The following is a 23,987-nucleotide window of genomic DNA, read 5'->3' on the forward strand; positions in this document are numbered from 1 at the left end:
AGCAAAGGGAGATGAGATTCTCGATCCCTTTGCTGCATATCACGAAATACCTTCGCCGCCTTGATCGTCGCTTCGATCTTTGCATGGTGTGAAGGATGTCTGGTTGTCCATCCCCTTCATAATTTCGTTCTCACCGAAGCGCGCCCCCTTGCAGAATCAGACTGGTGGAGGCTGGCTCAGAAGGCTTCGCGTTTATGAAGCTTTAGCGCATCAGCTCAATCAGGTGTCTTTCTGGCTTCAGAAAGATACGGGAGCAATGAGATCGGAGACACCATCGAAGTTCCGTCGATGCAATCAAAAGTTATAGTGTATTCATTGAGAGCTAGCGAATATCCCTTCAGCCCTGAGGGGATTTTCGTTATCCATCTATTCCATGTTTGAAAGCAGATCAATGCAGACTCCGGCCGTTGAAGGTTCTAAACCAAAGATTCAAATTCGCTCTGGAGAGTCGCGAGCCGTCGAGGTTGCGTGGTTTTCCGCTATCTGTTCGGAAGACTATGAGCTTCTTGGCGTACCAGATGGAACTCTTCGCAGCAGCTTTAAACATTGTTCCGACATTGCACGCATCGCGGATCGGCTGGGCTATCAAAACATTCTGCTGCCAAGTGGATACGAAGTTGGGCAAGATCCGCTGACCTTTGCTGCGGCAGTTGGGCCAAGCCTCGATCAGATCTCCCAACTGGTTGCCATCCGCTGTGGCGAAGTTCATCCGCCAATGCTGGCGCGCGCCATTTCGACGCTCGATCACATATTGCAGGGTCGATTGACCATTAACATCATCTCTTCAGATTTGGCTGGGACTCGGGTTGACTCCGCAACCCGTTATCAGCGAAGCCGTGAAGTAATCGAAATCCTTAAGCAGGCATGGACTGGAGATCGTATTCAATATAAAGGTCAGTTCTACAACTTTGACCTTGAGAGTCTTCCTGTAAAGCCTTATCAGCAGAACGGGGGACCCCTGCTTTATTTTGGCGGAATATCTCCAGACGCACGAACTCTTGCTGCTGAACATTCCGATGTCTACCTGATGTGGCCTGAAACCGAAGAAAGGATGGCAGCAACGATCCAGTCGGTTTCGGACGAAGCAGCTTCTTTCGGACGGCAAGTCGACTTCGGCCTGCGCATTCATGTCATCGTTCGCGAAACTGAAGCGCAGGCGCACGCAGCCGCTGAACGGCTCATCTCTCAGCTCGATCTTGAAAAAGGAAAAGAGATCAAGGCACGATCGCTGGACTCGACATCTGTCGGCGTCGCGCGTCAAGAGGAGATGCGCGCCCAATCGACTGATCTATATCTCGAACCGAATCTGTGGGCAGGAATTGGACTGGCCCGTTCGGGGTGCGGTAGCGCAATCGTAGGAGACCCGGATCAAGTCTACGCAAAGCTGCAACGCTACATTGATATGGGGTTCAGAGCTTTCATCTTGTCGGGCTATCCGCATATCGACGAATGCGAGCGATTTGCAAAATGGGTTCTGCCGCGACTGGAAACTACCCGGCTGGCGCGCGTTCAGAATCGACTTACGGAACAGCTTCCCGTTACGCCATTAACTACTGGTGAGAGACGCTAAGCGAGCAGCAAAAAATCTTGCTCCATGGTAACTAAAACAGGATGTCTGGCTAAATTAGGCCACGATCCCTGTTTTAGCTTCTTCCTGCTCCGCTGCACCTTTCATCTTGACCACTTTACCCAAAACATCTAATCTCAGACCATGGGATTGACGCACACCACAGCCTGCTCTTGTTACCTATGTTGTAGGGGTAACTATCGCTGTTGCGTCGGAGCCTTTCTCATCTAAACAGATCAAAGTAGATCGACCTTAGATATTCTCAGGACCCACGTATCAGCGCATGGCGCGATTCGTGGGTTTTTCTTTTGTTTGAAATTTCAAAAAAAATGAATAGACGCCAAGCATGACTGGCTCCGCAAGGCTGTTCAAGCAAAACAGAATTGCAGCACTCAGAGGCCAACGTTCCACACATTTTGCAGTTATTTTTTGCCCAGGTTATCGATTTAGAGAGGAAGACATGAAATCCACGCTCCACAAACTTCTGCTTGCCGGGATTGTTGTACTTCTATCCGTACATCCGGCAGCTCTCCTGTTTTCCCAATCAACGGGAAGTATCCGCGGAACGGTCAGTGACCCGACAGCATCCATTGTCCCTGAAGCCTCCGTAGTTGTCGTAAATACCGCCACTGGTCTAAGTAGAACGGGAGAGACCAACGGGGAGGGATTATTTGTCTTTCCTGATCTGCCAATCGGCTCCTACACTCTTCAGATTGCCAAATCAGGATTTCAGACCGAAAAGCGCGAAGCAATCAACCTTCTCACAGGCCAGATTCTAGGGCTGAATATCACGCTTACAATCGGCTCTCAGAGTCAGTCCGTAACGGTAAGCGCCGACACGCAACAAATCCAGACAACGACCTCAACTGTCTCCACCTCGGTTGACCAAAAGCAGATGCAGGATCTGCCCTTGAATGGGCGCAATCCCTTGCAGCTTACCTCGCTCACGCCCGGTGCCGTGCTCACCAATACTGGAACTGAATCCGGCCAGCAGGACAACACCGGACTTGCAGTGAATGGCCTTCGGGCCACACAGAACAACTATCAACTCGATGGCGCGCTCTACGTCAATCGCTTCTTCGATTCCGTGCCTATCCTGCCCGATCCAGATGCTCTGCAAGAGTTCACCATTCAGGCCGCCAACTTCAGCGCGGAATATGCAGGTGCAGGCGCCCTGGTGCAACTCTCAACACGCTCTGGCGGCAATAAGATCCACGGCTCCGCGTTCGAATTTCTTCGCAATACGTCGTTGAATGCCCGCAACTATTTCCAGCAGACGGTTCCTCCATTCAAACTCAATCAATTTGGCGGCACAGTTGGCGGCCCAATCATCAAGGACCGCACCTTCTTCTTCTTCTCTGCTGAAGATATGCAGCAGCGCTCATCGCCGAATCCCATCTCCATTCAGGTTCCAACCGCAGCAGAGTTGAAGGGAGATTTTTCCGCGCTGCTGGCCCAGGGCATCGCCATCTACAATCCAACGACAAGTACGCCTTACGCGGGCAACATTATCCCAACTGCCATTGATCCGCTCTCTGGAGCAGTCGCGAAGAACTATCTCACGCCTTTGGCCTCGAACCCGACGACCGGTATCTTCAACTCGACCTCGAACTCAAACATCGACAGAACACAGTATCTGGTCAAGGTTGATCATGCGGTCAGTAGTAACAATCACTTCAGTACGCGCTACTTTTATGTGCAAGACAATTTTCAACGACCTTTTAATGCTCCCCTCGGCTTCTTCGCGGCGAATTTATTTCGCAACCAGTCCCTGACACTGAGCGACACGCATATCTTCAGCAACACGCTCACGGCAACGGTCTACGCCAGCGCAGGGCGTTTTGCACGCACACAGATTCCCGAGGCTCCGGGGCTGCAATCCTTGCAGGACCTTGGACAGAATGTACCGCTCGGCACTAACGTTCCCATCTTTCCCGGCATCCGGGCTAACATCTCCGGCTTCGTCGATGTCTTTTCCGGCGGCGCGCTAACGCAGGACCCGACTAGCTTCGAGTACAAGGCGCAGATCGTCAAAGTGCTTGGCGCACACACTTTCAGCTTCGGCGGTAGCTTCGAGCGCACGCGCATCAACGCGAACGACTACTCCTACGTTCCCGGAGACAACACCTTCAACGGACAGCGTACGGCGGCTCCCGCTGGCGCAACGCTACCTACTGGAACCACCAAGAGCGGCTCAGCACTTGCCGACTTCTACCTTGGCCTCGACTCTCAGTTCTTTCAGGACAATGGGCGCAAGTTCTATCTTCGCGAGAACAGGCCGGCGCTTTATGTACAGGATGACTGGAAGTGGACGAAGAACCTGACCGTCAACGGCGGTCTGCGCTGGGACCCATGGCTTCCGCCCATTGACCTCAACGAGACTCTCGTCGGCTTTGAGCCGGGCGTGCAGTCTACGATAGCGCCGGGCGCGCCTCTTGGCCTGGTATTCAACGGCGACGCGGGCATTCAGCCTTCCATCTTCCGCAAAAACTATACAGACTTCGCTCCGCGCATCGGCTTTGCCTACAATGTCGCAGGCGAGGGCAAGACCGTGGTCCGCGGAGCTTATGGGCTCTTCTACGGTTTCCCCGAAGGGCTGCTCTATCAGCGAACCGATGCCGCGCAACCCATCAACCTCTATCTCAATATCGTCAATCCTCCGGCATGGGACGATATCTACGCCGGTTATCCCGGTGGCGATCCCTTCCCACGCGCTCACGTCTCAACGGACCAGTTTGCTACATACAAATTCCTGCTTCCCTTTTCGGGCGGCGTTCTTAATCCCAAGTCAAAGGTCGGCTATACGCAGGACTACAATCTCACCGTCGAGCAGCAGTTTGGCAGCAACTTAGCTATGTCGCTAGCCTATGTCGGCAATCACGCCCTGCATATCATGGGATCGCGGCAGTTCAACCCTTCGATCTATGCCCCCGGTGCAACCGCAGGGAACGAGACCGCGCGCAAGCTTTATCCCGGACTGGGAGCAGTCGAGATTGCAGATTCGTATGAGTATGCAATCTTCAACTCTCTGCAATTGAATGTGACCCGCCGCGTCTCTCACGGCCTGACCCTGCTCTCGAATGTTGTCTGGTCGAAGACCATCGACAACACGTCGAGCGCGACTGAAGGCAACACTGGCCCCCCAAATCCTTTGAACCTCAACAGCGCGCGCGGTCCAGCGGACTTCGACCAGAATGTACGCTTCAATGCTTCCGCCAACTACCAGTTGCCTAAATTCAACGTAAACAAATTTACCGGAGCGATCGTGAATGGTTGGCAGGCCAACGCTATCATCAGCCTTCAAACCGGCTTGCCATTCACCGTCTTAAGCGGTACAGACCGGTCGCTCTCCGGCATCGGCAACGATTATGCCGATGTAGTTCCTGGCGTCAATCCCAGCCGGCCCGCAGGCTACACCCGCATCCAGAAGTATTTCAACACAGCCGCTTTTACGTCCGCCGCCTTAGGTACCTTCGGTGACGTTCACCGCAATTCGCTGCGAGGCCCAGGGTACGAAGATGTCGACGCGTCTCTGTTCAAGGACGTCTTCAACCAAAGCCGCATCCACGGGCAGTTCCGGGCAGAGGTATTCAATGCTTTGAACCATACCAATCTCTCCAACCCCGTGTCCACGGTCTCTTCGGGAACCTACGGGCAGATCACCAGTTCCGGCTCTCCGCGAGTCTTCCAGTTCGGAGCTAAGATTCTCTTCTAAGGCTACACGGAATACGCGTACAGCCTTCAACAAAGCAAGAAACATGGCGATGTTCCTCCTCCGTAAATGAGGGCAGAAACATCGCCGTGTTTTTGAAATTCTAACGGGGAGTGACTGGGTGCTGCAAATGCTCCCACAGTCTCACTTCGCGATGTTCCAATTAGGCATTAGAAGACCCATTGCTCTCTCGAGCATAGCCCTGCCGTCCAAAAATAAAGAGCGCCACCGTTCCAAGCAAAGGCATCAACGCGACGAGAAAGAACACTGGCGCATAAGAAAAGCGATCGACCAGCGCGCCTGTCAACAACGGAAAGAGAAGTCCGCTCAATCCTGCCGCAACGCCGGAGAATCCGGTTACTCGGCCGAGTTCATGCTCCTGAAAAAGGTCGGTCATGCTGCCAAACATATTTGCAGACAGAAAGTTATCTGCGAACATCGCGACACCAATCAACAGAAAAGCCATGGCAATACTTGCCGCATGAGGTACCAACAAGCTTGCGATACATAGAATGCTGCTGGAATACATCGTCAATTGACGCACTCTGTATGTGCTTACATTCCGCCTCTGCAACCATCCTGCAGACCACCCACCAGCAAAACCGCCAACATCACCCAACAGAAATGGAATCCATCCTAAAAATCCAAGCTGGGTCATGGTGAGGTGACGCACACTGAAGAGATAACTTGGAATCCAATACCAGTAAAACTGCATTACTGGTCCGATAAAGAAGCGGCAGAGCATGACCGCCCACAAAGATCGATTCGCAATTAGATCGCGTAGCGGAACACTTGATGATGATGTGTTTCGTGCGAGTTCGGAGGTAGCAGCTTTCTGCCCTGCCCCGGCCGGATCACGATAGATGAACCACCATAGAGGGATCCAAAGCAGGCCTAACGACGCCGATAGCAGGAATGCTGCACGGAACCCATAGTGCCGCATCAAGTAGACAATCAAGGGCGTGGCAATCGTTGCCCCAATCATGCTACCGCTGTTGAAGATGCCGATTGCGAGAGTGCGCTCCTTCTTTGTAAAGAGGCGGGCGACTACCTTCATTCCGCCGGAGTAATTTCCGCACTCGCCGGTACCCATCCAGAAGCGAGTCAAACCGAGTTGAGTGCCCGTGCGTGTCAGGCTCTGCATTCCTGTTGCTCCGGACCACCAAAGCACAGCGCCCATTAAACCCAGGCGAACGCCCCATCGATCCATCAGCGCGCCCATCGGCAATTCACCCGTCATCATGCCGAATTGGAAAGCCGCCACTACACGGCCATACTGCTCGTTACTGAGATGAAGCACCTCGCGTAAAACCGGGGCAAGCACAGATACTGTCTGTCGGTCGATAAAATTGATGACAGTAATGGCGAAGAGAAGAGCCAGAACAAACCATCGACGCTTGCTCCCAGCATGAATGACGGCGTCGTGCTGCGTTTCAGATATGGCCTGAGGCATCATCTCTCTAGCTGCTCTTTCGAATTGGGATTCTTTCGTCGGGCGATGTTACAGCAGTCTTCAACCAATATGACTTTACCGCCATCAGGACTGGGAGGGAGGCAGCTACACCCGCCTCAAGTGGAGCGTTCAGAGTTTCTCCTTGTGTAATGGCGTCCAGGAAATTCTTTGTGTGGGCTCGCTCCAGACTCTCCGTCGTGTCAACACGAACTACTTCACCCTTTATTGGAGTGAACGTATATCCGTCGCGTGCGAGCTCCAACAAGCCATTCGTGCCCTCAAACAGCACAGAAGGCCGGTCGTCACGTAGCGGCAACACAGAACTCTCAAAGTTCAAGTTCCAATTTTGATATTTGATAACCGCACTAACCGTATCGGGGTTGTCACGTTGATCGTGCAGGCTATAAATACCGCCCGTAGCATATGCGGACTGCGGAGACACGTCGTTCAACATCCATTGGGCCACATCTGCCCAGTGGGTCAGAATGTCTGCGAGTAGACCGTTTCCGTAATCGTGAAAATAGCGCCACGAGTCATAGCGAACGGTCTCATAGGGAACATGAGGCGCCGGTCCCAAGAAACGTTTCCAATCCAATCCCGGTGGTTTGGGAGCATCAGGAATATTGCGGCGCTGCCATGAGAAGTCATGCCACACCGCACGCGCCAGAACAACTTGACCCAACTTGCCGCTGTCAAAAAATTCCTGCTTCGCCTTTTTGTAATGCGCTCCACTGCGTTGCTGCATACCGCATTGCAGCAAACGCTTCTGCTGCTGAGCAGCCCTGATCAACTCATCCTTTTCGTGCCAGCGATGAAGTGTCGGCTTTTCCAGATAGACGTGCTTCTTCGCAGCGAGCGCCGCCTGCGCGACGGTAACATGTAGATGGTCGGGAGTGGAAATGAGCACTGCATCGACATCTTCGCGCGCCAGTAGATCCTCATATGCGTTATAAGCCGCTGGCTTCGGCAACTCCGGCGGAAGCTCGGCCAGTACTTTCAGGCGGGTCACATCATATGTGTCCGCAATCGAAGTCAACCGGGTTCGCTTATCGGCAAGAAATGCTCCGCCAACGATGCGACCTCGGCGTCCAACGCCGATGATGCCTAATCCAACTTTGTTGTTTGCACCGAGGATCTGTCCATACGATCTTGCCGTCATCGCCACGGCCACGCCAGCAGCTAAAAATCTTCTTCTATCCATACGGGGAATGCCTCTTTCATTGCTGGGAATGCGGTGAGCGAATAGAGCATCTTGCGACCGGTACAAGAGTAAATCTTCATGAAACTCTGAATGACCCTGCACGCATAGAGCTGCACCAATGGAAAATAAGAGAAAGGTTGAAAGGAATAAGTGCGCAGCAGCGGCAGTCTTCAGGCGCAACAACAACACAGGCTACGGAGGGCAGCCTGAGAGCACGGGAGATAATTCGTTTCGACCGTGAACATAGATCAAACGATAGAGGATAGGAGGGTCACCGTCAACTTACTCTACCTATTTTGCAAAGAGTTGCGGACCTACTTGGAATCAATACTGACCGAGCTACTACCTAAAGCCATATGGCTGGCGTTAAGCGTGATCCGTCCCGGATTGTCAGGCACACCCTTGACCCAGATAGCACCTACTCCTCCGCTATCGTCAAGGGAAAAGGGATTATCTCCGATAATTACGCCAGGGCCGGTCAGGTGCAGGTATATCTCCCCTTTTGCAAAAGCCCGAGCAGTACCAAACTTATCGACAGCCGCGAATGCCACGCGAGTCGCATCGGTGCCATCTGCACGAATCTCCGCATTGTCCGCGTGGAGCCAGAGCCGATCGGTTGTGTCATTCGACGAGAATGAGCGTGACAGCGCCACGGTGCTTCCGAGATACCCGTCGATACGAAGCTCCGGCTTGCTCGCACCATCCATGCTGAGATCAACGAAGAAGGGAGGATACTTGAGATTTGGAAAAGTGTCTTTGTCAGCTTTTAGCCGCTCGTGCAGTTTGCCATCGACAAAGACTTCCAGGTGATCGCAATTTGAAAAGATCGCGGCGCGCCTTCCCGGACCGGAAGGCGTGTTCGAACCAAAATCCCAATAGAAGCTCGGCTCGATAACGAGCCGGACGGACGGGTTGACCTGGGCCAGATAGAAAGATGCGCCGAGCTTGGGAATCCGGAAGATGTCGGCTATGCCGGGGCATTTCACGCCCGAGTATGCATTCATCAGGCTGGCATAGTCGAAGGCACACCATGCAATCACACCGCTGCAACGTGGGTTGGCGGCCGCCTTGCTGTGCGCCTCGGCATGTAAGAGGGCCTGCTCAGCCTGCTCTATTGGGTTCCCTGCTCTGCGATATCGTCGCATGAAGTTTTTGGCCGTGCCATAGGAATACTGACCAACCGCTTCGGCGATCACGTAGGGCACGCCAGGCAAGGGCTCATCGATGCCTACGCTGCCGTCGGCGGCCGCATGGTAGTCGTCGAATGCAAATACATCCTGGTGCCAGTTTTGACGCCAATCCTTCCTGGATGAGGGAGTCATCGTCCCGGAGGTCGGGCGCGAATCGTCCAGCGATTTCGCTATCTCGCGGGTTCGGCGATAAAGCACAGGGTCATTGGGAGACTCATTAATACGAACTCCCCATATGACGATCGAAGGATGGTTCCGGTCGCGGCGAATCATATCTTCTACATTCTGAAGTGCAACGTCCTGCCAGCTCTTGTCACCAATATATTGCCAACCCGGAATCTCCTCCCAGACGAGCAACCCCAATTCGTCACAAGCGTTGAGGAATGCCTCGGACTGTGGATAGTGAGAGCAGCGAACGATATTGCAGTTCAACTGGCGGCGCAGATATTCGGCGTCATGGCGCTGAGCGCGATCTGGCGCCGCGAAGCCGACGTAGGGGTATAGCTCGTGCCGATTTAACCCAAAAAGTTGAAGCCGCTTGCCGTTGAGAAAAAATCCATCCAATTCGAAACGGGCATCTCTGAATCCGATCCGCACCTTGTAGGCATGGAGCGGCAATTCGCGGACAAAGAGAGTGACGATCAAATCATAGAGGTGAGGCTTTTCTACATCCCACAGCGTCACGTTCTTCAAATCGCCAAGAACCAGACTGACATCCTGACGATTCGGCATAATGTCCACGCTTCGAGAAGTACGGGCGACAATTCGTTCGCCCTTCTGAAGCGTGGCCACCAAGCGAACAGACGTCGACCGGGCAAGTCCCGAATCGATATTGCAACTGATCTCCAATCGGCGGTCGGAGTTCAAAACGTTAACAGGTTTGGCGAACACATCTTTGATAAATATCTGCGGGACTGCTCGCAGCTCCGCGGATCCGCAGATCCCTCCTGGCAACAGGTAATCAATCGATGCAGGGCCTTTGGAAGAGCCAGATGGCGGAACGTTGCTCCAACGAGAATCCACTGTGATGGAGAGCGAGTTAGTCGGTCCAGCGATAAGGCTCGTGATCTCATGCTCAAATGGCAGGAAGCCCCCAAGATGCTGAGGCAAAGGATGGCCATTCACTGTCGGAGTGGCATTTGCCATGATCCTGTCGAAGTGCAGGAAGAGGCGTAGGCTCTGAAACTCCTGAGGCACCTGAAGAGTACGACGATAAAGCCAGAGGTCTTCCCAGGAGGAAGGAACCCATCTCTGCCAGGATAGCGGGCTGACACAATGAGGCAGAGTGACTTGCGAAAGCTGGCCTTCTTCGAGCGATTGCTGTTGAGGCGTAACATTCGATAAACGCTCTACAGTCCACTTATCATCCAGCGAAATTGTATGGCGGGAGGAACCTTCGGCAAACGGTAGAGGAGCTTCCCCCCAAGTCTGCAAGGCTGATGTTGAGGCAAGCGTGCCAAGAGCACTTCCTGTCAGGATAAAATCGCGCCGGTTAAACATATCGAGTCCTTCGTAATGCCCTGTCATCTCTTATGAACGATGCAATCATATCGAACGAATGACGTCGGTAATTAGTCATCGGCATGATTGAATGAACTCTATCAGGAAGGAGGAGATTATTCATTCGGTACCGTGCTGGCAATTTTCAAATTATGCCGGTCCTCGTTCCCAATCCCCTTGGACGTGTTCCCTCGAATCGGAAAGGCTCATGCATCACTAACCTCTAGTGCGGCGGAGTATCTACTATCTCCGCATTAGATGTTACTGAGTTCCCGAATTTGAGATTCGATACTTTGTCAGATCTGGAGATTTAATTTTGTTTTCGCTGTGTGGCGTTCCAACGGGAACCCAGTCCAAAGCTGGGTGAGTTGGACATCCTCGCCTGCACAGCGGCGTGATGCTTTACGCGTGCCACAGCTTATAGATTTTGGTTTGCATTTCTTGGGTGCCACTTGTAAGCAGCAATAGAGTTTTTCCAAAAGAACTTTTGGCACGCCGCGTTACCTTTCTGTAGAACGTAGCCGCGTACGAGTGCAAGTGTATCCGCATAAGTGGCCAGATGATCGCTGTTTGGCCAGTCACTGCCGTAGAGGATGCGATCCTCGCCGAAGAGGTTCCAGATGACATCGAGCCGCTCGCGATAATAGGCAGGGTCTTTGGGGACATCCTGGCCAACTTTAACGGGAATCTCCGAGAGCTTGATAAAGATGTTTGGATTGCCTGCACAGTGGCGGAGATGCGACCAGTATTCGTTACGCGCAGCACCGGGAGGCGGGATAGGAGCTGAGGGTAAGTGATCGATGACGATGCGCAACTCTGGAACCTGGTCCGACACCTCGGCGATCGCACGAATCAGATCGTTGTCTGGGTTAGCACTGTCCAATTCGAGGCCATATCCTGAGAGCAATTTCAGGCCTGAGATAAATTCGGGATTTTTCGAGTCCAATCCCAGGTCCCGCTTCCAGAGATTGCCGTAGCGAATGCCTACTAAGATAGGGTTCGCGTGGAGGCGTTCTAACTCTTTGGCATAATCCGGTGCTCCGGGTATTAGGTCGCCAACCACCCCCACAATTATGGGGTTCTTGGCAGCGACCTGTAGCACCCAGTCGTTATCACTCAGTAGAGGGCTGGCTTCGACAGCAATGGCTCCTACTACTCCAAGCGGCGCCGTAATACTTTCATAATGATCTGGAAGCGCGGGTTTGTAGATGATGGTATCGCTGGGCTCTGGCCACGGAATCCCCCCGGGGCGGCGAGGGTCGAAGAGATGAATGTGAGCATCGATGATAGGAATCGGTGTTGCCGGGACAGCGGCAAAAATCGGATTGGTCGCCCAGGATGCACCTGCGGACGCCGCGAGTTTTAGAAAATTTCTGCGCCGCAAATGTACACTCCAGTGTCGCTAAATGAGAACAAAATTAAATTTTTCGGCCAAGAGGTACGAGCTCTTGCCAATTCACGATAGAGCCATATTGAGCGATCACTTCATGTCTCAATAGCAGTTTAAGTTTTCGAGACAAGAATTACGATCAAAGGCACGTCAAGCGTAATCAGGCATGAATCATGCTGTCAAGGAACCTCTGCTAAACATTTGCGATCAATTTCATCGCTCGTATCTCTTTTCTAGCGACTAAATTGATTGTTTAGAGCTGAAGCCCAACCAACCCCGGGTTCTCCAATTGAGATAGTTGCCCTATTGGTCTTCTGTGTGATATTACGTTGTGGGCTTGTAAAAACGACTGCAAATGGTTTGCCAGTATTCTCTCAAACATCGGAAGAGACTATTTGACTTGGCGGTCGACAACCGGAAGGACTTATCAACGATGATCGGAAGAAAATCTACAGCAATCGCCATTTTCATCGTGCTCTGCCTTCCCGGCGGGAGCTTAGTAAAAGCGCATGGACAGGCGAGCCAGGACCCGCTGTTGCGTGGATTCGAAAATCCACCCAATAGCGCCCGCCCACGGGTATGGTGGCACTGGATGAATGGCAACATCACAAAAGAAGGGATCGATCTCGATCTGCACTGGATGAACAGGGTAGGGATCGCGGGCTTTCAGACCTTCGACGCGGCCTTGGCAACCCCCCAGGTGGTGCCGCACCGGTTGGTGTACATGACGCCAGAGTGGAAAGACGCGTTTAAATACGCGACGACACTTGCAGGACAATTCGGCATGGAGGAGGCGATCGCAGGCTCGCCGGGATGGAGCGAGACCGGAGGGCCATGGGTTCCGGCTTCTGAGGGAATGAAGAAATATGTATGGAGCGAGACCGTTGTCGAGGGCGGTCATCCATTCACTGGTACGTTGGCTCATCCTCCAGTCAATACCGGTGCATTTCAGGATCTCGGGATTCACGATGAATTGGAGGCTCCAGAAGGTTCGAAGCCTATTCCTCAGTTCTATGCTGACTCAGTTGTAATCGCGTACCGCAGACCTGCAGACGAGACTTCGCTTCAATCCATGCATCCAGTAATTACGGCTAGCAGCGGAACCCCGGATTTCTCCATCCTTTCCGATGGAAAGTTGCAGGACGCAACCGACCTCCCCATTCCTAGTGCGGGCGGTGAAGCGTGGATTCAATATGCGTTCTCTGCTCCACAGACGATCCGTGCGCTAACGCTGGCGACGAAAAATATCGGTGGATTGGCGGCGACTCTTTCCGGGATAGGTAATCCCGAGACAACCCTGGAGACGAGTAGCGACGGAAGCACTTTTGAAACGGTTGCACAGATTCCTGACGGGCGTTTGGCGGAATACACGATTTCGTTTCCTGCTGTGACCGCGAAATATTTCCGTATTGTGTTTAAGCGAAAGCTTCCTCCGCCGTTACCAGATTGGGCCAAAAATCTGGATCCCAAGTCGTTAGGTGTGAAGCTTGGGGCGCCTCCAACGGAGTACAAGATATCTGAGTTGCAATTGCACGCAGACGCATGGGTAAATCGCTTCGAGGAAAAGGCGGCGTTTGTTCCCGTACCTGATCTGTACGAGTACGCAACTCCGCCGGCGCCCTCTGCGGATGCGGTTCAAAAGAACGACGTCGTTGATCTGACCAGCAAAGTGCGTCCTGACGGCACCGTGGACTGGACACCTCCGCCCGGGGACTGGGTCGTTCTGCGCTTCGGCTATTCGTTGCTCGGGATCACCAATCATCCTGCGACTGCCGAAGCTACTGGCCTTGAGGTGGATAAGCTCAACCGAGGCTTCGTCAAAAATTACATGAACAACTATCTGGACAGCTATCAGCAGACAGTGGGTGCCGATCAGATGGGCAAGCGTGGCATCACGTATGTGATTACCGATAGCTGGGAGGCGGGAGCGCAAAACTGGACCGACGACATGATTGCGGAGTTCAAGAAACGGCGCGGCTATGATCCGATTCCATGGATGCCGGTGCTGACGGGCCAGGTTGTCGAGAGTGCTGCGGCGAGCGATGCTTTTCTATGGGACTTGCGGAAAACCATCGCAGACTTGACTGCGGATGATCACTATGGCCAAGTCCAGGCATCCTTGAAAGAGCGAGGGATGGGACATTACGGAGAGTCCCACGAGGCAGGCCGCGCATTCATCGCAGATGGTATGGAAGTTAAGAAGCTGGATGACATCCCAATGTCTGCGATGTGGACTCAGACACCCGGAGTAAATAATATCCAGTACGATTTCAACGCCGATGACAGGGAGTCAGCGTCGGTAGCGCACATTTACGGCCAAAATATTGCCGCGGCTGAGTCGATGACCGCAGCTGCCGCTCCCTGGGCGTGGTCGCCTGCTACGCTCAAGCCAACTGCCGATCAGGAACTGCTAAACGGCATCAACCGGATTGTCATTCATGAATCGGCACACCAGCCACTGATAGGCAAAGCGCCGGGGTTGACCCTCGGACCTTTTGGACAATGGTTCAATCGCAACGAGACCTGGGCGGATGAAGCAGGGCCGTGGATCGATTACCTTGCGCGTAGCAGCTACATGCTGCAGCAGGGACGGTTTGACGCTGACCTAGTGTATTTCTACGGGGAGGATTCCAACCTGACGGCAATCTTCAACAAGACGGCGCCGAAGATCCCTGCGGGATATGGCTTCGACTACATCAACGCTGATGGACTGATTCATGCGGTCAGCGTGACAAACGGCCGGATCACAACAAAGAGTGGCATGAGCTATCGCGTCCTCGGACTTGATCCGTACGCGAAACATATGTCGCTTCCAGTGCTCCGCGCTATCGACAAACTGGTGGAAGAGGGCGCGGTCGTCACCGGTCCGAAGCCAGTCGACGATCCCAGTCTCGCCGATGATCAAGCGGAATTTCGACGCTTGAATGATGCTCTCTTTGGAGACGGCACTGGCATTCACCACGTCGGGAAAGGCGAGGTATTTGCCGGGCAGAGTCTTCATGAAGTTTTTGCTGCCTTGAAGTTGTCTCCAGACTTCGATTACACCAAGCCGCAGGACGATTCACAGATTCAATTTGCACATCGCAAATTGAATGACGCTGATATTTACTTCGTGGACAACCGCAGCGACCGAGACGAGTCAGTCGATGCAAGCTTCCGGATTACGGGTAAGCTACCCGAGATCTGGCATGCTGAGACTGGCAAGTCCGAACCAGCCTCCTACACGATTGCAGATGGTCGCACGGCGGTCCCTCTGCACCTGGAACCATGGGGGACAGCATTCGTTGTATTTCGCAGACCGACCAAGGAAGCGTCGCATCAACTCTCTCGTAAGACGGAGACGAACGTTGACACCGTTAGCGGACCATGGGCCGTTGCCTTTCAGCCAAATCGTGGAGCACCGGCTTCCATCAACCTGGAAAAGCTGATCTCCTGGAGCGATAGCGCCAACCTCGAGGTGAAGTATTTCTCCGGCATCGGAACATACACGACCACCCTTCAAGCGCAGCCGGAGTGGTTTCAGAAGAACGCGGACCTTTGGATCGATCTCGGAGACGTAAAAAACATGGCGGATGTAACGGTGAACGGCAAGCACTTGGGCCTCGTGTGGCATGCTCCCTATCGAGTAGACGTGACGGGCGCGCTGAAGCCTGGCGCGAACGAGGTCACAATTAAAGTGACCAACGCCTGGGTGAACCGCCTGATCGGTGACCAGCAACCAGATGCCACGGTGAAATATACCTTTACTGACGTTAAGCCATATCGGCAGGACTCGCCGTTATTGCCTTCGGGTCTGCTGGGTCCGGTTCGGATCTCTTCAGTAGCAACGCAGTAGTAGAGTGCCAGCATCCTTAAGCCCTGCAGACCAGGCGATCGCTCATGCGAAGCGGCGCCTGGTCCCGTTCTTGATACTGATGTACGTTGTATCGTTCCTCGATCGTGCTAACGTCGGATTTGCGAAGCAGGCACTTCAACAGTCTCTTGGCATCTCTGCTGCGGCATACGCTCTGGGCGCAGGCTTGTTTTTTATCACGTATGCACTATTTGAAATTCCCAGTAACCTCATCATGCAAAAGGTAGGTGCTCGCGTCTGGATGTGCCGCATCATAGTGAGTTGGGGCCTGGTATCGATGGCCACAATGTTCGTTACCGGGCCTATCTCTTATTACGTGCTGCGCTTATTGCTTGGAGCTGCCGAGGCCGGTTTTTTTCCGGGTATCCTTCTTTATCTCACCTATTGGTTTCCGAATCGTACTAAAGCTCAGGTTCTCGGCCTCTTTTACTTCGGTGCTCCACTGGCTCTTGTTGTTGGCGGCCCGATATCCGGAGTACTACTCCAAATACCCGCTGCAAGCGGACTGCAAGGCTGGCAATGGATGTTTCTTACAGAAGGTCTGCTGGCTGTAATCGTTGGGATAGGCGCATTTTTCTACTTACCAGATAGGCCTCAAAATGCTGCGTGGCTTGCAGATGTTCAGAAAGCTTCTCTACTCAAAGAACTATCATCTGAGAAGAAGTATAGACATGGATATGCCACCACGGGTCTAACATCTCTGTTGAAAAATCGTTGGGTGCTCGGCTGCGCAATTATTTATCTCCTGATTCAGATGAGTGTGTATGGTGTGGTCTTTTATCTGCCGACGGAGGTTGCGGTTATTCTCGGTCGGTCGGTCGGCCTGGAGGTTGGTCTTGTGTCAGCTATCCCCTGGGTTTGTGCTATCGCTGCGACTTATTGGATTCCACGGACGGCTGACCTGCATAGAAACCATCGACTGCTTGCTGGCCTGACGCTTCTGGCTGCTGGGATAGCAAGCGCGCTGCTCGGATCGGGGAGCCCGCCAGTCGCTATGCTCGCTTTGTGCTTTGCTGCGTCAGGGTTCATAGCTGTCCAACCGCTGTTCTGGACTTTTCCCATGTCCTATCTGGCAGACACAGAAGCTGCGAGTGGACTAGCTTTGATCAATGTGGCAGGCGCCGTTGGAGGATTCCTCGCGCCAAATGCTAAGGTTTGGGCGGATGCTCAGTTTGGTTTCCCCAGGGCTGGACTGTATCTACTCGCAGCCTTTTCTCTCTTAGCGGCAATACTTGTCCTCCGAGTTAGAAAGATCGAACTATCAAGCCTGAGTTATTGATTGCGCAGGTAAGATGCGGTGGAACAGCGCCAGGCAACGGCGAAGTTGCAATGGTACTCGTCTTGGACTGTGTCCGCCGCTCTGAAGGAATCGAAATGCGAACTCCCCGACGTGTGGTCGACCATCCGGAAGTAATCCAGTTTTATCGGTTCACTTCTGGATGGCTCGTCGCTCGGGACCAAACGTGGCAACGACTTGCTTCACCATGGCTTCCACCTGAGCGTCATCCGATATGTCACAGGTGATGGCCAACGTTTTATGACCTTTATTCGCGAGGTCTTTCGCCGCGACCTGCACTTCTTTCTCGTTCCAATCAGCCAATACCACGAAGCTCCCGCTTCGGCGAAAGCTTTTGCGGTTGCGAGACCGAGTCCGGACGCTGCACCTGTCACCAAGGCAACCTTGTTTGCAAATGTGATAGCCATTTTTATCCCTACAGTTGAGTTGAAGCAATAGGTTACGGTTAGCGATCGATTAACTTCTGATGCGTTGCGGGGTAAAGATCGCCTTCGACCTTGATTGTGACGAGGCTTCTTCGAGCGCGCGTACATCTTCTGTGGTTAGCTCGATGGTTGCGCCACCAAGATTTTCTTCGAGTCGCGAGAGTTTGGTTGTGCCTGGGATCGGCACAATCCAGGGCTTCTTTGCGAGCAGCCATGCGAGAGCGATCTGAGCAGGCGTGGCATTTTTTTGCTGTGCAAACTTTGTCAACACGTCGACGAGGCCTTGGTTGGCTTTACGATTTTCTTCGCTGAAGCGCGGGACGATGGCACGGAAGTCGGTGTTATCGAATTTGATGGGTGCGTCGATTTTGCCAGTGAGGAAGCCTTTGCCGAGCGGGCTGAACGGAACGAAGCCGACGCCGAGCTCTTCGAGTGAAGGCATGACGGACTCTTCGGGCTCCCGCAAGAAGAGGGAGTACTCACTTTGCAATACAGTGACGGGCTGCACGGTGTGAGCGCGGCGGATTGTTTTGCGCCTGCTTCGGAAAGACCGAAGTGCTTAACCTTGTGCTTGAACCAGGTCCTTAACCGCCCCGGCGGTCTCTTCGATTGGTGTATTGGGATCGACGCGATGTTGGCAGAGGAGGTCGATGGTGTCGGTTTTGAGACGCTTGAGCGAAGCAGCGACGACTTGCTCGATGTGATCGGGGCGACTGTTGAGAGCTGTCCATTTGCCGCCGTCGTTGGGATTGGCTACAAAGCTGAATTTGGTTGCGATAACGACGCTCTTGCGGAAGGGCGCGAGTGCTTCGCCGACGACTTCTTCGTTCGCGTAAGGGCCGTAGACTTCGGCTGTATCAAAGAAGGTGACACCGCGCTCAACGGCGGCACGGATGAGCTTGACTGCTTCTGATTTTTCCGTGGCGGGATCAAGGCCGAAGCTCAAGCCCATGCAGCCGAGGCCGAGTACTGAAACTTCGAGACCGCTCTTTCCTAATATGCGCTTTTGCATGATTTCTCCTGTACGGATCGTGTCGTACTTCATCTGATGCGCTTCTAGAGCCTGTTATGAACTTCATGCGAGTGTTCTAGCAAGGTTGCGGCGCATAAGTACGGCGAACGCCAGCAGATGCAGGCCTTTCAGAGTAGCGTCGAGCCTTTCGTAACCTCTGACGAGTCTTCTGAAACGGGCAGCCCAGGCGAAGCTGCGCTCGACGACCCAACGCCGTGGCAGTAGCACGAAGCCACGCTTGGCCATCGGATGCTTGACCACCTGCAACCGCAGCCCGTGCTGTTGAGCGGCCTCTGCGGCGTTGGGCCCCGGTGTAGCCTTGGTCGACATAGGCCAATTCCAAGTTGTTGCCTGTCACCTGCTGCACCTCTTCGGCCAGCGCGACGACCTGTTCGCGGTCCCCCTGGTCAGCAGGAGTCACGGTCAACGCCAACAGGTGGGGCTGTTCTAGATAACTACTTGAGATTTGTTTTAGCACATTGAATGAGTTGGGTTTGCTAGTGTTTGGGTTGAGCTGTATTGAAACGCCACTCGCACTCCTTCAAGAAGAGGTGGAAATGGGCAGCCGGGATGCCGTTGAAGCGGCGCATGTGCCGCTTGGCTTGGTTCCAGAAGTTCTCGATACCGTTGATATGGTTTTTCTGATCCGAGAAGAGCTTGGAGTGGTTGATGCGGTAGTGCTTGAAGCTGGATACATCGAGCACGTTGTAGGAGCTGAAGGTGTCGGAGTAGACGATGCTGTCGGGTACGACTTTCGTGTCGATGATGGCCTTCCGCGTCTTGCCCTTGGCGTCCGGGATGACCTTGGCATAGACCTTGCCGCCGCGTTTTAACAGGCCAAACACAGGAACCTTGCCGCCAGCACCACGACCGCGCTTGCCCTTGCGGTGACCTCCGAAATAGCTCTCATCCACTTTGATCTCGCCGAACAGAGGTGTTGTGTCTTCGCTCTCTTGGAGGATGATCTCGCGCAAGCGCTGGAAATAAAACGCCGCCGTACTCTTGTTCACACCGACCAGCGAGGCCGCTGTCCGGGAGGTGGAGCCAGACACGAAATGCTCTATCAAGCGCTTTTGCACCGCCCACTCCAATCGGCTCTTACGCATCCTCAAACCATCCTAGTCCCTACTTCAGTAGAAGTAGTTATCTAGGACAGCCCCTAGACTTTTTCTATCCTCACTGGCTAAGATGGAATTCTCTTTCTAAAGTGACTTACTCTTCACCGCATTCGAAGCCGCCATTTTTCAGTACCCCAAAGACATTAACGGAGAATGACCTTATGAAGTTATGCCGCAGCAGTTGCTCGTGCTGGCACAGACCACTGCGACATAAAGGACATTAGATTGATGCTGCTCCTCGGCGGATGCGAGCAGACTCCGCAAAAGGAATACAGCAGAGTCGCTTATTTTTTAAATTCGGCGTAGACAACTTCCGTAAAGCTAGCGGGCCTTTGCCGGACACTCTGCGGTTGAGCTGGATCACCGACGGCGGCTTTTACTTCATCCAGAGACTTGCCTTGGGCGACCAGCTCCTTAACTTTGGCGTCCGTCGCTTCGGATTCCGAGAGACGCTTCTGGATGTCAGCTCTCGTCTGCAGGGCGCCGTGTCCGGGAATAAACTGGTCGCTATCCAGCATGAGGATGCCTTTTGCCGAAGCAATCCAGCCTTCTGACGTGCCGTGCTTTTCAAGATGCACGATCGGATACAGCCACTGCGTCGCGATAATATCGCCGGTGCAAACCACTTTGTCTTTCAGCACGTAGACGATGAGATCTCCCGTGGTATGTGCCGGTGCCCAATGATAGAGCTCGAGCGTCACGCCCTCAGCCGTAATAGTTTCCTTGTTTTTCTTAATTACCTGTGTCGGCAGCTTGTCTGGAGCCGGAACGCCGCGGCCATTCGTGGCGAGCGCCTCTTGCTGTTCCTTGGCGTCTCCTTCATGAGCAATAATCGTGAGGCCGACCGGGAATGCAGCCAGACCACCGATGTGGTCCGGATCACTGTGCGTAAGAATGACGGTGGTGACGGGCTTCGGCGTGATCTTCGCCATGTCGTCCAGCAGTTCCCTGCCACCCTGCAGAGTCGCTTTCGCGTCGACAACAATGACGCCCTTGTCGCCAAGAATGACCGTACTGTTGCCACCCCCGCCTTCAATCCAGTAAATGTTTGGCTTCATCTGATGCGTGACGAAAGAAACAGTTGCGGGCGCTACGCCCTGAGCCGTCATGAACGACGAGCTCAGGCATGCGCTCACAAGAATAAGGACGGAGCCACGCACTATACGGTCCACACTACTCATTAAAATACTGCGCTAGAAACTCTCTCTCTTCAAAAAACCCCTCGGAAAGATCTTTGCAATCAAATGCACGTTAAAAATGAAAACGCACTGGCGAAGATCGGTACGAATGCCTGAACCTGTAGGAGTTACCGGTCAGCTCGTGCGGCTACCCCCGTCCGAAATCCTGAACGGGGAACAACAATAACGATGAGTCTTAACGGTCATGTATTCCCCTCATACATAACGGACAGACCGCTCCCGTGTCAAACCAAATGAGGAAGTCTGTTGACTTGGTTTGGACCGATACAAAGAATATGCCCATGCTGATTCCGTGCATCTTCTGCGGTTGTCTTCTCTCCATAGAGCCAATGGGAAGCCGATCTTTCTTCTATCGTCACCAGTGAGATAAGCGAGAAGATACCTTCGTCACCCTGCGGCCCCCTTGTTTCGGGCGGCTTTTATATTTTCAATCTTAATTACTTGCCCGTCCTGCTGGAACCCGCGCGTACGATTTTCTCCGCAGCCAGTTAAAGCAGTAGCCAAGGCTGCACGGGGCGCCTCTACAGTCATCTGCACGATGTACTGTTCATGATACGGCGCCGCCCCTGGCTGATGTAGCGTGTGTCCGATATCGCGTCCGTACGGTAATTCCATCTAGTTGTATCGACCGTATCTCCAGTAAAGTCGTCACTGAATTACAGAGCGTAGCCACGCCGGGGCGCTTGTGCGTGTAGAACCCCGGATGCCAGGATGAGTAGAGCAAAAGATAGGAAGAGTTGGATCCGCTTCATGCGCTCCTCATTTCAGTTTGTCGATAGTTTTCTGAAGGTCAACGAACAGCCTCAACGCTATAGGTTTGACCCGCTGTTGGAATGAAGCTGAAGCCATGGCCTTCTGTGCGCGAAGCGATGATCTTGCCAGCGCCATTCTTAACCCGAATAGCTGGCCACGCGGTAGTCCCGGTAAGTCCGTGGACATGAACGGTGATGACTTGATCGCTTTCTGGTAAAGTCAGAATCGCTGAGGTAGTTTGGGCAACTGGATAGACGCAGATGCGTACCTTACTATCTACCTCTTCGAGCGTAATGCCAGAGCCGCCGATGAAAAGGGGCGTCTTGCCAGGCGGCAACCCAAAGTCTTTAAGAGTTTGATTGCCGGAGTAAATCTTCCCAGTATCAAAATCCATCCATCGCCCCGTGGGCAGATAAACATCTCGCGAATTTGCCGTGGCATAATCATCGCCGTAGAGCGGTGTTGCGAGCATGGAGTCACCAATAAGCCACTCATAAGCGCGGGTTGTTGCGTTCTCGCGTCCGTAGGCTTGCGGATCATTGGGATAGGCAATGGGAAGGGGCGTCATCGTCCAGGGATAACCGTCGGCATAGAAGCGTCGCGCATTGCTGAACAGGTACGGCGCGATGCGAGCATGAAACTTTGCTGACTGCAACATCACCTTGGCGACATTGGGTGCAAAGCTCCATGGCGGCTCGCCCATTCCCATCGAGCTATGCATCGCCGCCCACTGTGCATTGCGTATCATATAGGTTTCCAGGCGAGGGGTGCGATTAGTATGGAAGCGACTTTCGCCGAAAGTCCCTCCCACAATGTCCGGGTAGACAAATGGAAAGCCACTGTAAGCAAGGGCAAGCGCGTTAACAGGTCCACGGTCTTGGTTTTGGTTGTAGTTGAAATCATTGATACGGTGCAGGTCGCCATTGGAAGAAAGATATCCGTTACGTTCAATGACTAGTTGGCGCTGTGCCATCAGTCGATCGTTTGTGGGATCGACCTTGTCGTCCCGCAGACTGTAACCTTGGTAGCCGTAGAAGTCTTCCTTCCAGCCGTTAATGCCGAAGGTTTGCCACTTCTTGACAAGGCTCATGTACCAGTCAACCGCGGCGGTGTTTTGCGCATCCAGCAGGTAGTAAGGCTGCTTCGGCCAGCCTCCTTTGAAGACCTGCGCATTGCCATTCTTCATCAGGAAGTAACGGTGTGCAACACCTTCATCGGAGTACGGACCTCCAACAATAAAGGTGATTCGCAACCCAAGCATGACGGCAAGTTTGTCATCTAGAAAATGCTGTACTAGCGCGTGCGGATCTGGATACTTCTCTTTATCCCAAAGGCCAAAACTGGTAGTTTCATGCATCGTGTCTGGCTTGGAGGGCCAGAATCCGGAACCAATGACGACCCAACGTAGCGGATAACCGTCAGCAATGTAGTGATCGACACTATCGCGCACTGTAGTCGTATTCGTGTCCCACCCTAGTGCACCAAACGCCTCCCACCCGACACCGAAGGCCGGGTACTTGGGCATCCAAACCTTGTAACCTGCATCGTTGCGTGCTTTGAGGTAGGCGGCATAAATAGCGTGCGGATCGCCGAAGAAATAGAACAGTCGAACTTTGCTGGATGCCTGCTTTACACCTTGGACGATCTGTTGCGCGGAGGTGTGAACGATCTTGGTCGTGGGATCAATCAGCAGCTCGGCAAACTGCTGCTTGGGATAGATGACAAAATTACTGACCAGGCGGGTGGCTCCCTGACCCGAGAGAAAGTCATTGTCGGCGAAGCCAGTGACATCTGTATTGAACTGTCTGTTTGTGAGAGTAGAAAATTTAGCTTGCTCGACTGCATGATCGGCAAGTCCATAGGCGGGAGCGGCGCCTCCAGTAGCGAAACGAACCTCAGCACCCTGTACCTCAGGCTCTGCAAGCATCTCCGCCTGATGTGCTCCAAGCGTTATTGTGAGGCGAAGGTGTTTGCCTGCGGCGCTGGCCCCTTTGAGAACGCATTTCGTGGCAGAAGCTGCGCCGACGCGCTCAAAAGTAACAGGACTTCCGTCGAGCAGAACGCCGGCAGTGGCATCGGCAGCAACTACGGGATGCTTGCCATAAGAAAAACTGTAACGTCCTCCCTGCGATTCCATACGGAAGGTGATGCCGTCTGCATGGAGCCGAACGTTTTGCTCGGCATTCGCAGCCAACGCAGTAGCCATGAAGAAAATAGATGCAGTCGTTATACAACGCATCTGAAACGAAATTCGGTGCAATTGAAACACAGATGCCCCTCCAGATATAAAGCTAAATCAACGCGCCTGCATCAAGTC

11 protein-coding genes and 3 pseudogenes are annotated in these 23,987 nt (G+C 53.3%); 4 read left to right on the forward strand and 10 right to left on the reverse strand.

Annotated features, from left to right (window positions below):
- Nucleotides 1-391 precede the first annotated feature (391 nt).
- Both GSQ81_RS09270 and GSQ81_RS09275 read left to right on the forward strand, forming a co-directional pair.
- A complete protein-coding gene (locus tag GSQ81_RS09270) occupies nt 392-1,570 on the forward strand; it encodes an LLM class flavin-dependent oxidoreductase (RefSeq protein ID WP_158910495.1) in 1,179 nt (392 codons plus the stop codon).
- A gap of 457 nt (nt 1,571-2,027) precedes the next feature.
- On the forward strand, nt 2,028-5,282 hold the full coding sequence (locus tag GSQ81_RS09275) for a carboxypeptidase-like regulatory domain-containing protein (protein ID WP_158910496.1): 3,255 nt from the start codon (nt 2,028-2,030) through the stop codon (nt 5,280-5,282).
- Nucleotides 5,283-5,442: 160 nt separating this feature from the next.
- On the opposite strand, the gene GSQ81_RS09280 is transcribed toward GSQ81_RS09275, so the two are convergent.
- From GSQ81_RS09280 to GSQ81_RS09295, 4 genes are all read right to left on the reverse strand, one after another.
- Entirely contained in the window at nt 5,443-6,735 is a 1,293-nt protein-coding gene (locus tag GSQ81_RS09280) for an MFS transporter (protein WP_158910497.1), read from the reverse strand.
- Between the two features lie 4 nt (nt 6,736-6,739).
- Entirely contained in the window at nt 6,740-8,116 is a 1,377-nt protein-coding gene (locus GSQ81_RS09285) for a Gfo/Idh/MocA family protein (RefSeq protein ID WP_158910498.1), read from the reverse strand.
- 131 nt (nt 8,117-8,247) lie between these two features.
- Entirely contained in the window at nt 8,248-10,650 is a 2,403-nt protein-coding gene (locus tag GSQ81_RS09290) for a glycoside hydrolase family 2 TIM barrel-domain containing protein (RefSeq protein WP_371715236.1), read from the reverse strand.
- A 391-nt stretch (nt 10,651-11,041) separates the two neighbouring features.
- Nucleotides 11,042-12,007 (reverse strand): amidohydrolase, encoded by a 966-nt coding sequence (locus GSQ81_RS09295; RefSeq protein ID WP_158910500.1) that lies wholly within the window; start codon nt 12,005-12,007, stop codon nt 11,042-11,044.
- 439 nt (nt 12,008-12,446) lie between these two features.
- Here GSQ81_RS09295 and GSQ81_RS09300 point away from each other — a divergent pair, with 439 nt between their 5' ends.
- Complete coding sequence (locus GSQ81_RS09300; protein WP_158910501.1) at nt 12,447-15,848, forward strand: glycosyl hydrolase; 3,402 nt, start codon at nt 12,447-12,449, stop codon at nt 15,846-15,848.
- 79 nt (nt 15,849-15,927) lie between these two features.
- Nucleotides 15,928-17,145 (forward strand): MFS transporter, encoded by a 1,218-nt coding sequence (locus GSQ81_RS09305; RefSeq protein ID WP_158910502.1) that lies wholly within the window; start codon nt 15,928-15,930, stop codon nt 17,143-17,145.
- Between the two features lie 150 nt (nt 17,146-17,295).
- Here the strand turns inward: GSQ81_RS09305 and GSQ81_RS20350 are convergent.
- The 6 genes and pseudogenes from GSQ81_RS20350 to GSQ81_RS09335 form a co-directional block, all read right to left on the reverse strand.
- Nucleotides 17,296-17,696, reverse strand: a pseudogene (locus GSQ81_RS20350) (SDR family NAD(P)-dependent oxidoreductase).
- Nucleotides 17,620-18,633, reverse strand: a pseudogene (locus GSQ81_RS09315) (aldo/keto reductase). The pseudogenes GSQ81_RS20350 and GSQ81_RS09315 overlap by 77 nt, the downstream one beginning before the upstream one ends.
- Nucleotides 18,634-18,663: 30 nt before the next feature.
- Nucleotides 18,664-19,039: pseudogene (locus GSQ81_RS09320) on the reverse strand (transposase); the annotation flags it as partial.
- 58 nt (nt 19,040-19,097) lie between these two features.
- Nucleotides 19,098-19,706, reverse strand: a complete 609-nt coding sequence (locus tag GSQ81_RS09325; protein ID WP_158910504.1) for an IS1595 family transposase — start codon at nt 19,704-19,706, stop codon at nt 19,098-19,100.
- A gap of 296 nt (nt 19,707-20,002) precedes the next feature.
- Nucleotides 20,003-20,827 carry an MBL fold metallo-hydrolase gene (locus GSQ81_RS09330; RefSeq protein WP_158910505.1) on the reverse strand — a complete coding sequence of 275 codons (825 nt, stop codon included), beginning with the start codon at nt 20,825-20,827 and terminating at the stop codon, nt 20,003-20,005.
- An 880-nt stretch (nt 20,828-21,707) separates the two neighbouring features.
- A complete protein-coding gene (locus GSQ81_RS09335; RefSeq protein WP_158910506.1) occupies nt 21,708-23,876 on the reverse strand; it encodes a TIM-barrel domain-containing protein in 2,169 nt (722 codons plus the stop codon).
- Nucleotides 23,877-23,987 lie beyond the last annotated feature (111 nt).

It is taken from the genome of Granulicella sp. L56, assembly GCF_009765835.1.
Taxonomy (GTDB): domain Bacteria; phylum Acidobacteriota; class Terriglobia; order Terriglobales; family Acidobacteriaceae; genus Edaphobacter.

Excerpts from the sequence above, each read along its gene's own strand:
- GSQ81_RS09270 (WP_158910495.1), top strand. The coding sequence starts at position 392 with ATGCAGACTCCGGCCGTTGAAGGTTCTAAACCAAAGATTCAAATTCGC.
- GSQ81_RS09275 (WP_158910496.1), top strand. The coding sequence starts at position 2,028 with ATGAAATCCACGCTCCACAAACTTCTGCTTGCCGGGATTGTTGTACTT.
- GSQ81_RS09280 (WP_158910497.1), bottom strand. The coding sequence starts at position 6,735 with ATGATGCCTCAGGCCATATCTGAAACGCAGCACGACGCCGTCATTCAT.
- GSQ81_RS09290 (WP_371715236.1), bottom strand. The coding sequence starts at position 10,650 with ATGACAGGGCATTACGAAGGACTCGATATGTTTAACCGGCGCGATTTT.
- GSQ81_RS09300 (WP_158910501.1), top strand. The coding sequence starts at position 12,447 with ATGATCGGAAGAAAATCTACAGCAATCGCCATTTTCATCGTGCTCTGC.
- GSQ81_RS09305 (WP_158910502.1), top strand. The coding sequence starts at position 15,928 with ATGTACGTTGTATCGTTCCTCGATCGTGCTAACGTCGGATTTGCGAAG.
- GSQ81_RS09325 (WP_158910504.1), bottom strand. The coding sequence starts at position 19,706 with ATGCGTAAGAGCCGATTGGAGTGGGCGGTGCAAAAGCGCTTGATAGAG.
- GSQ81_RS09330 (WP_158910505.1), bottom strand. The coding sequence starts at position 20,827 with ATGACGGCTCAGGGCGTAGCGCCCGCAACTGTTTCTTTCGTCACGCAT.
- GSQ81_RS09335 (WP_158910506.1), bottom strand. The coding sequence starts at position 23,876 with ATGGCTACTGCGTTGGCTGCGAATGCCGAGCAAAACGTTCGGCTCCAT.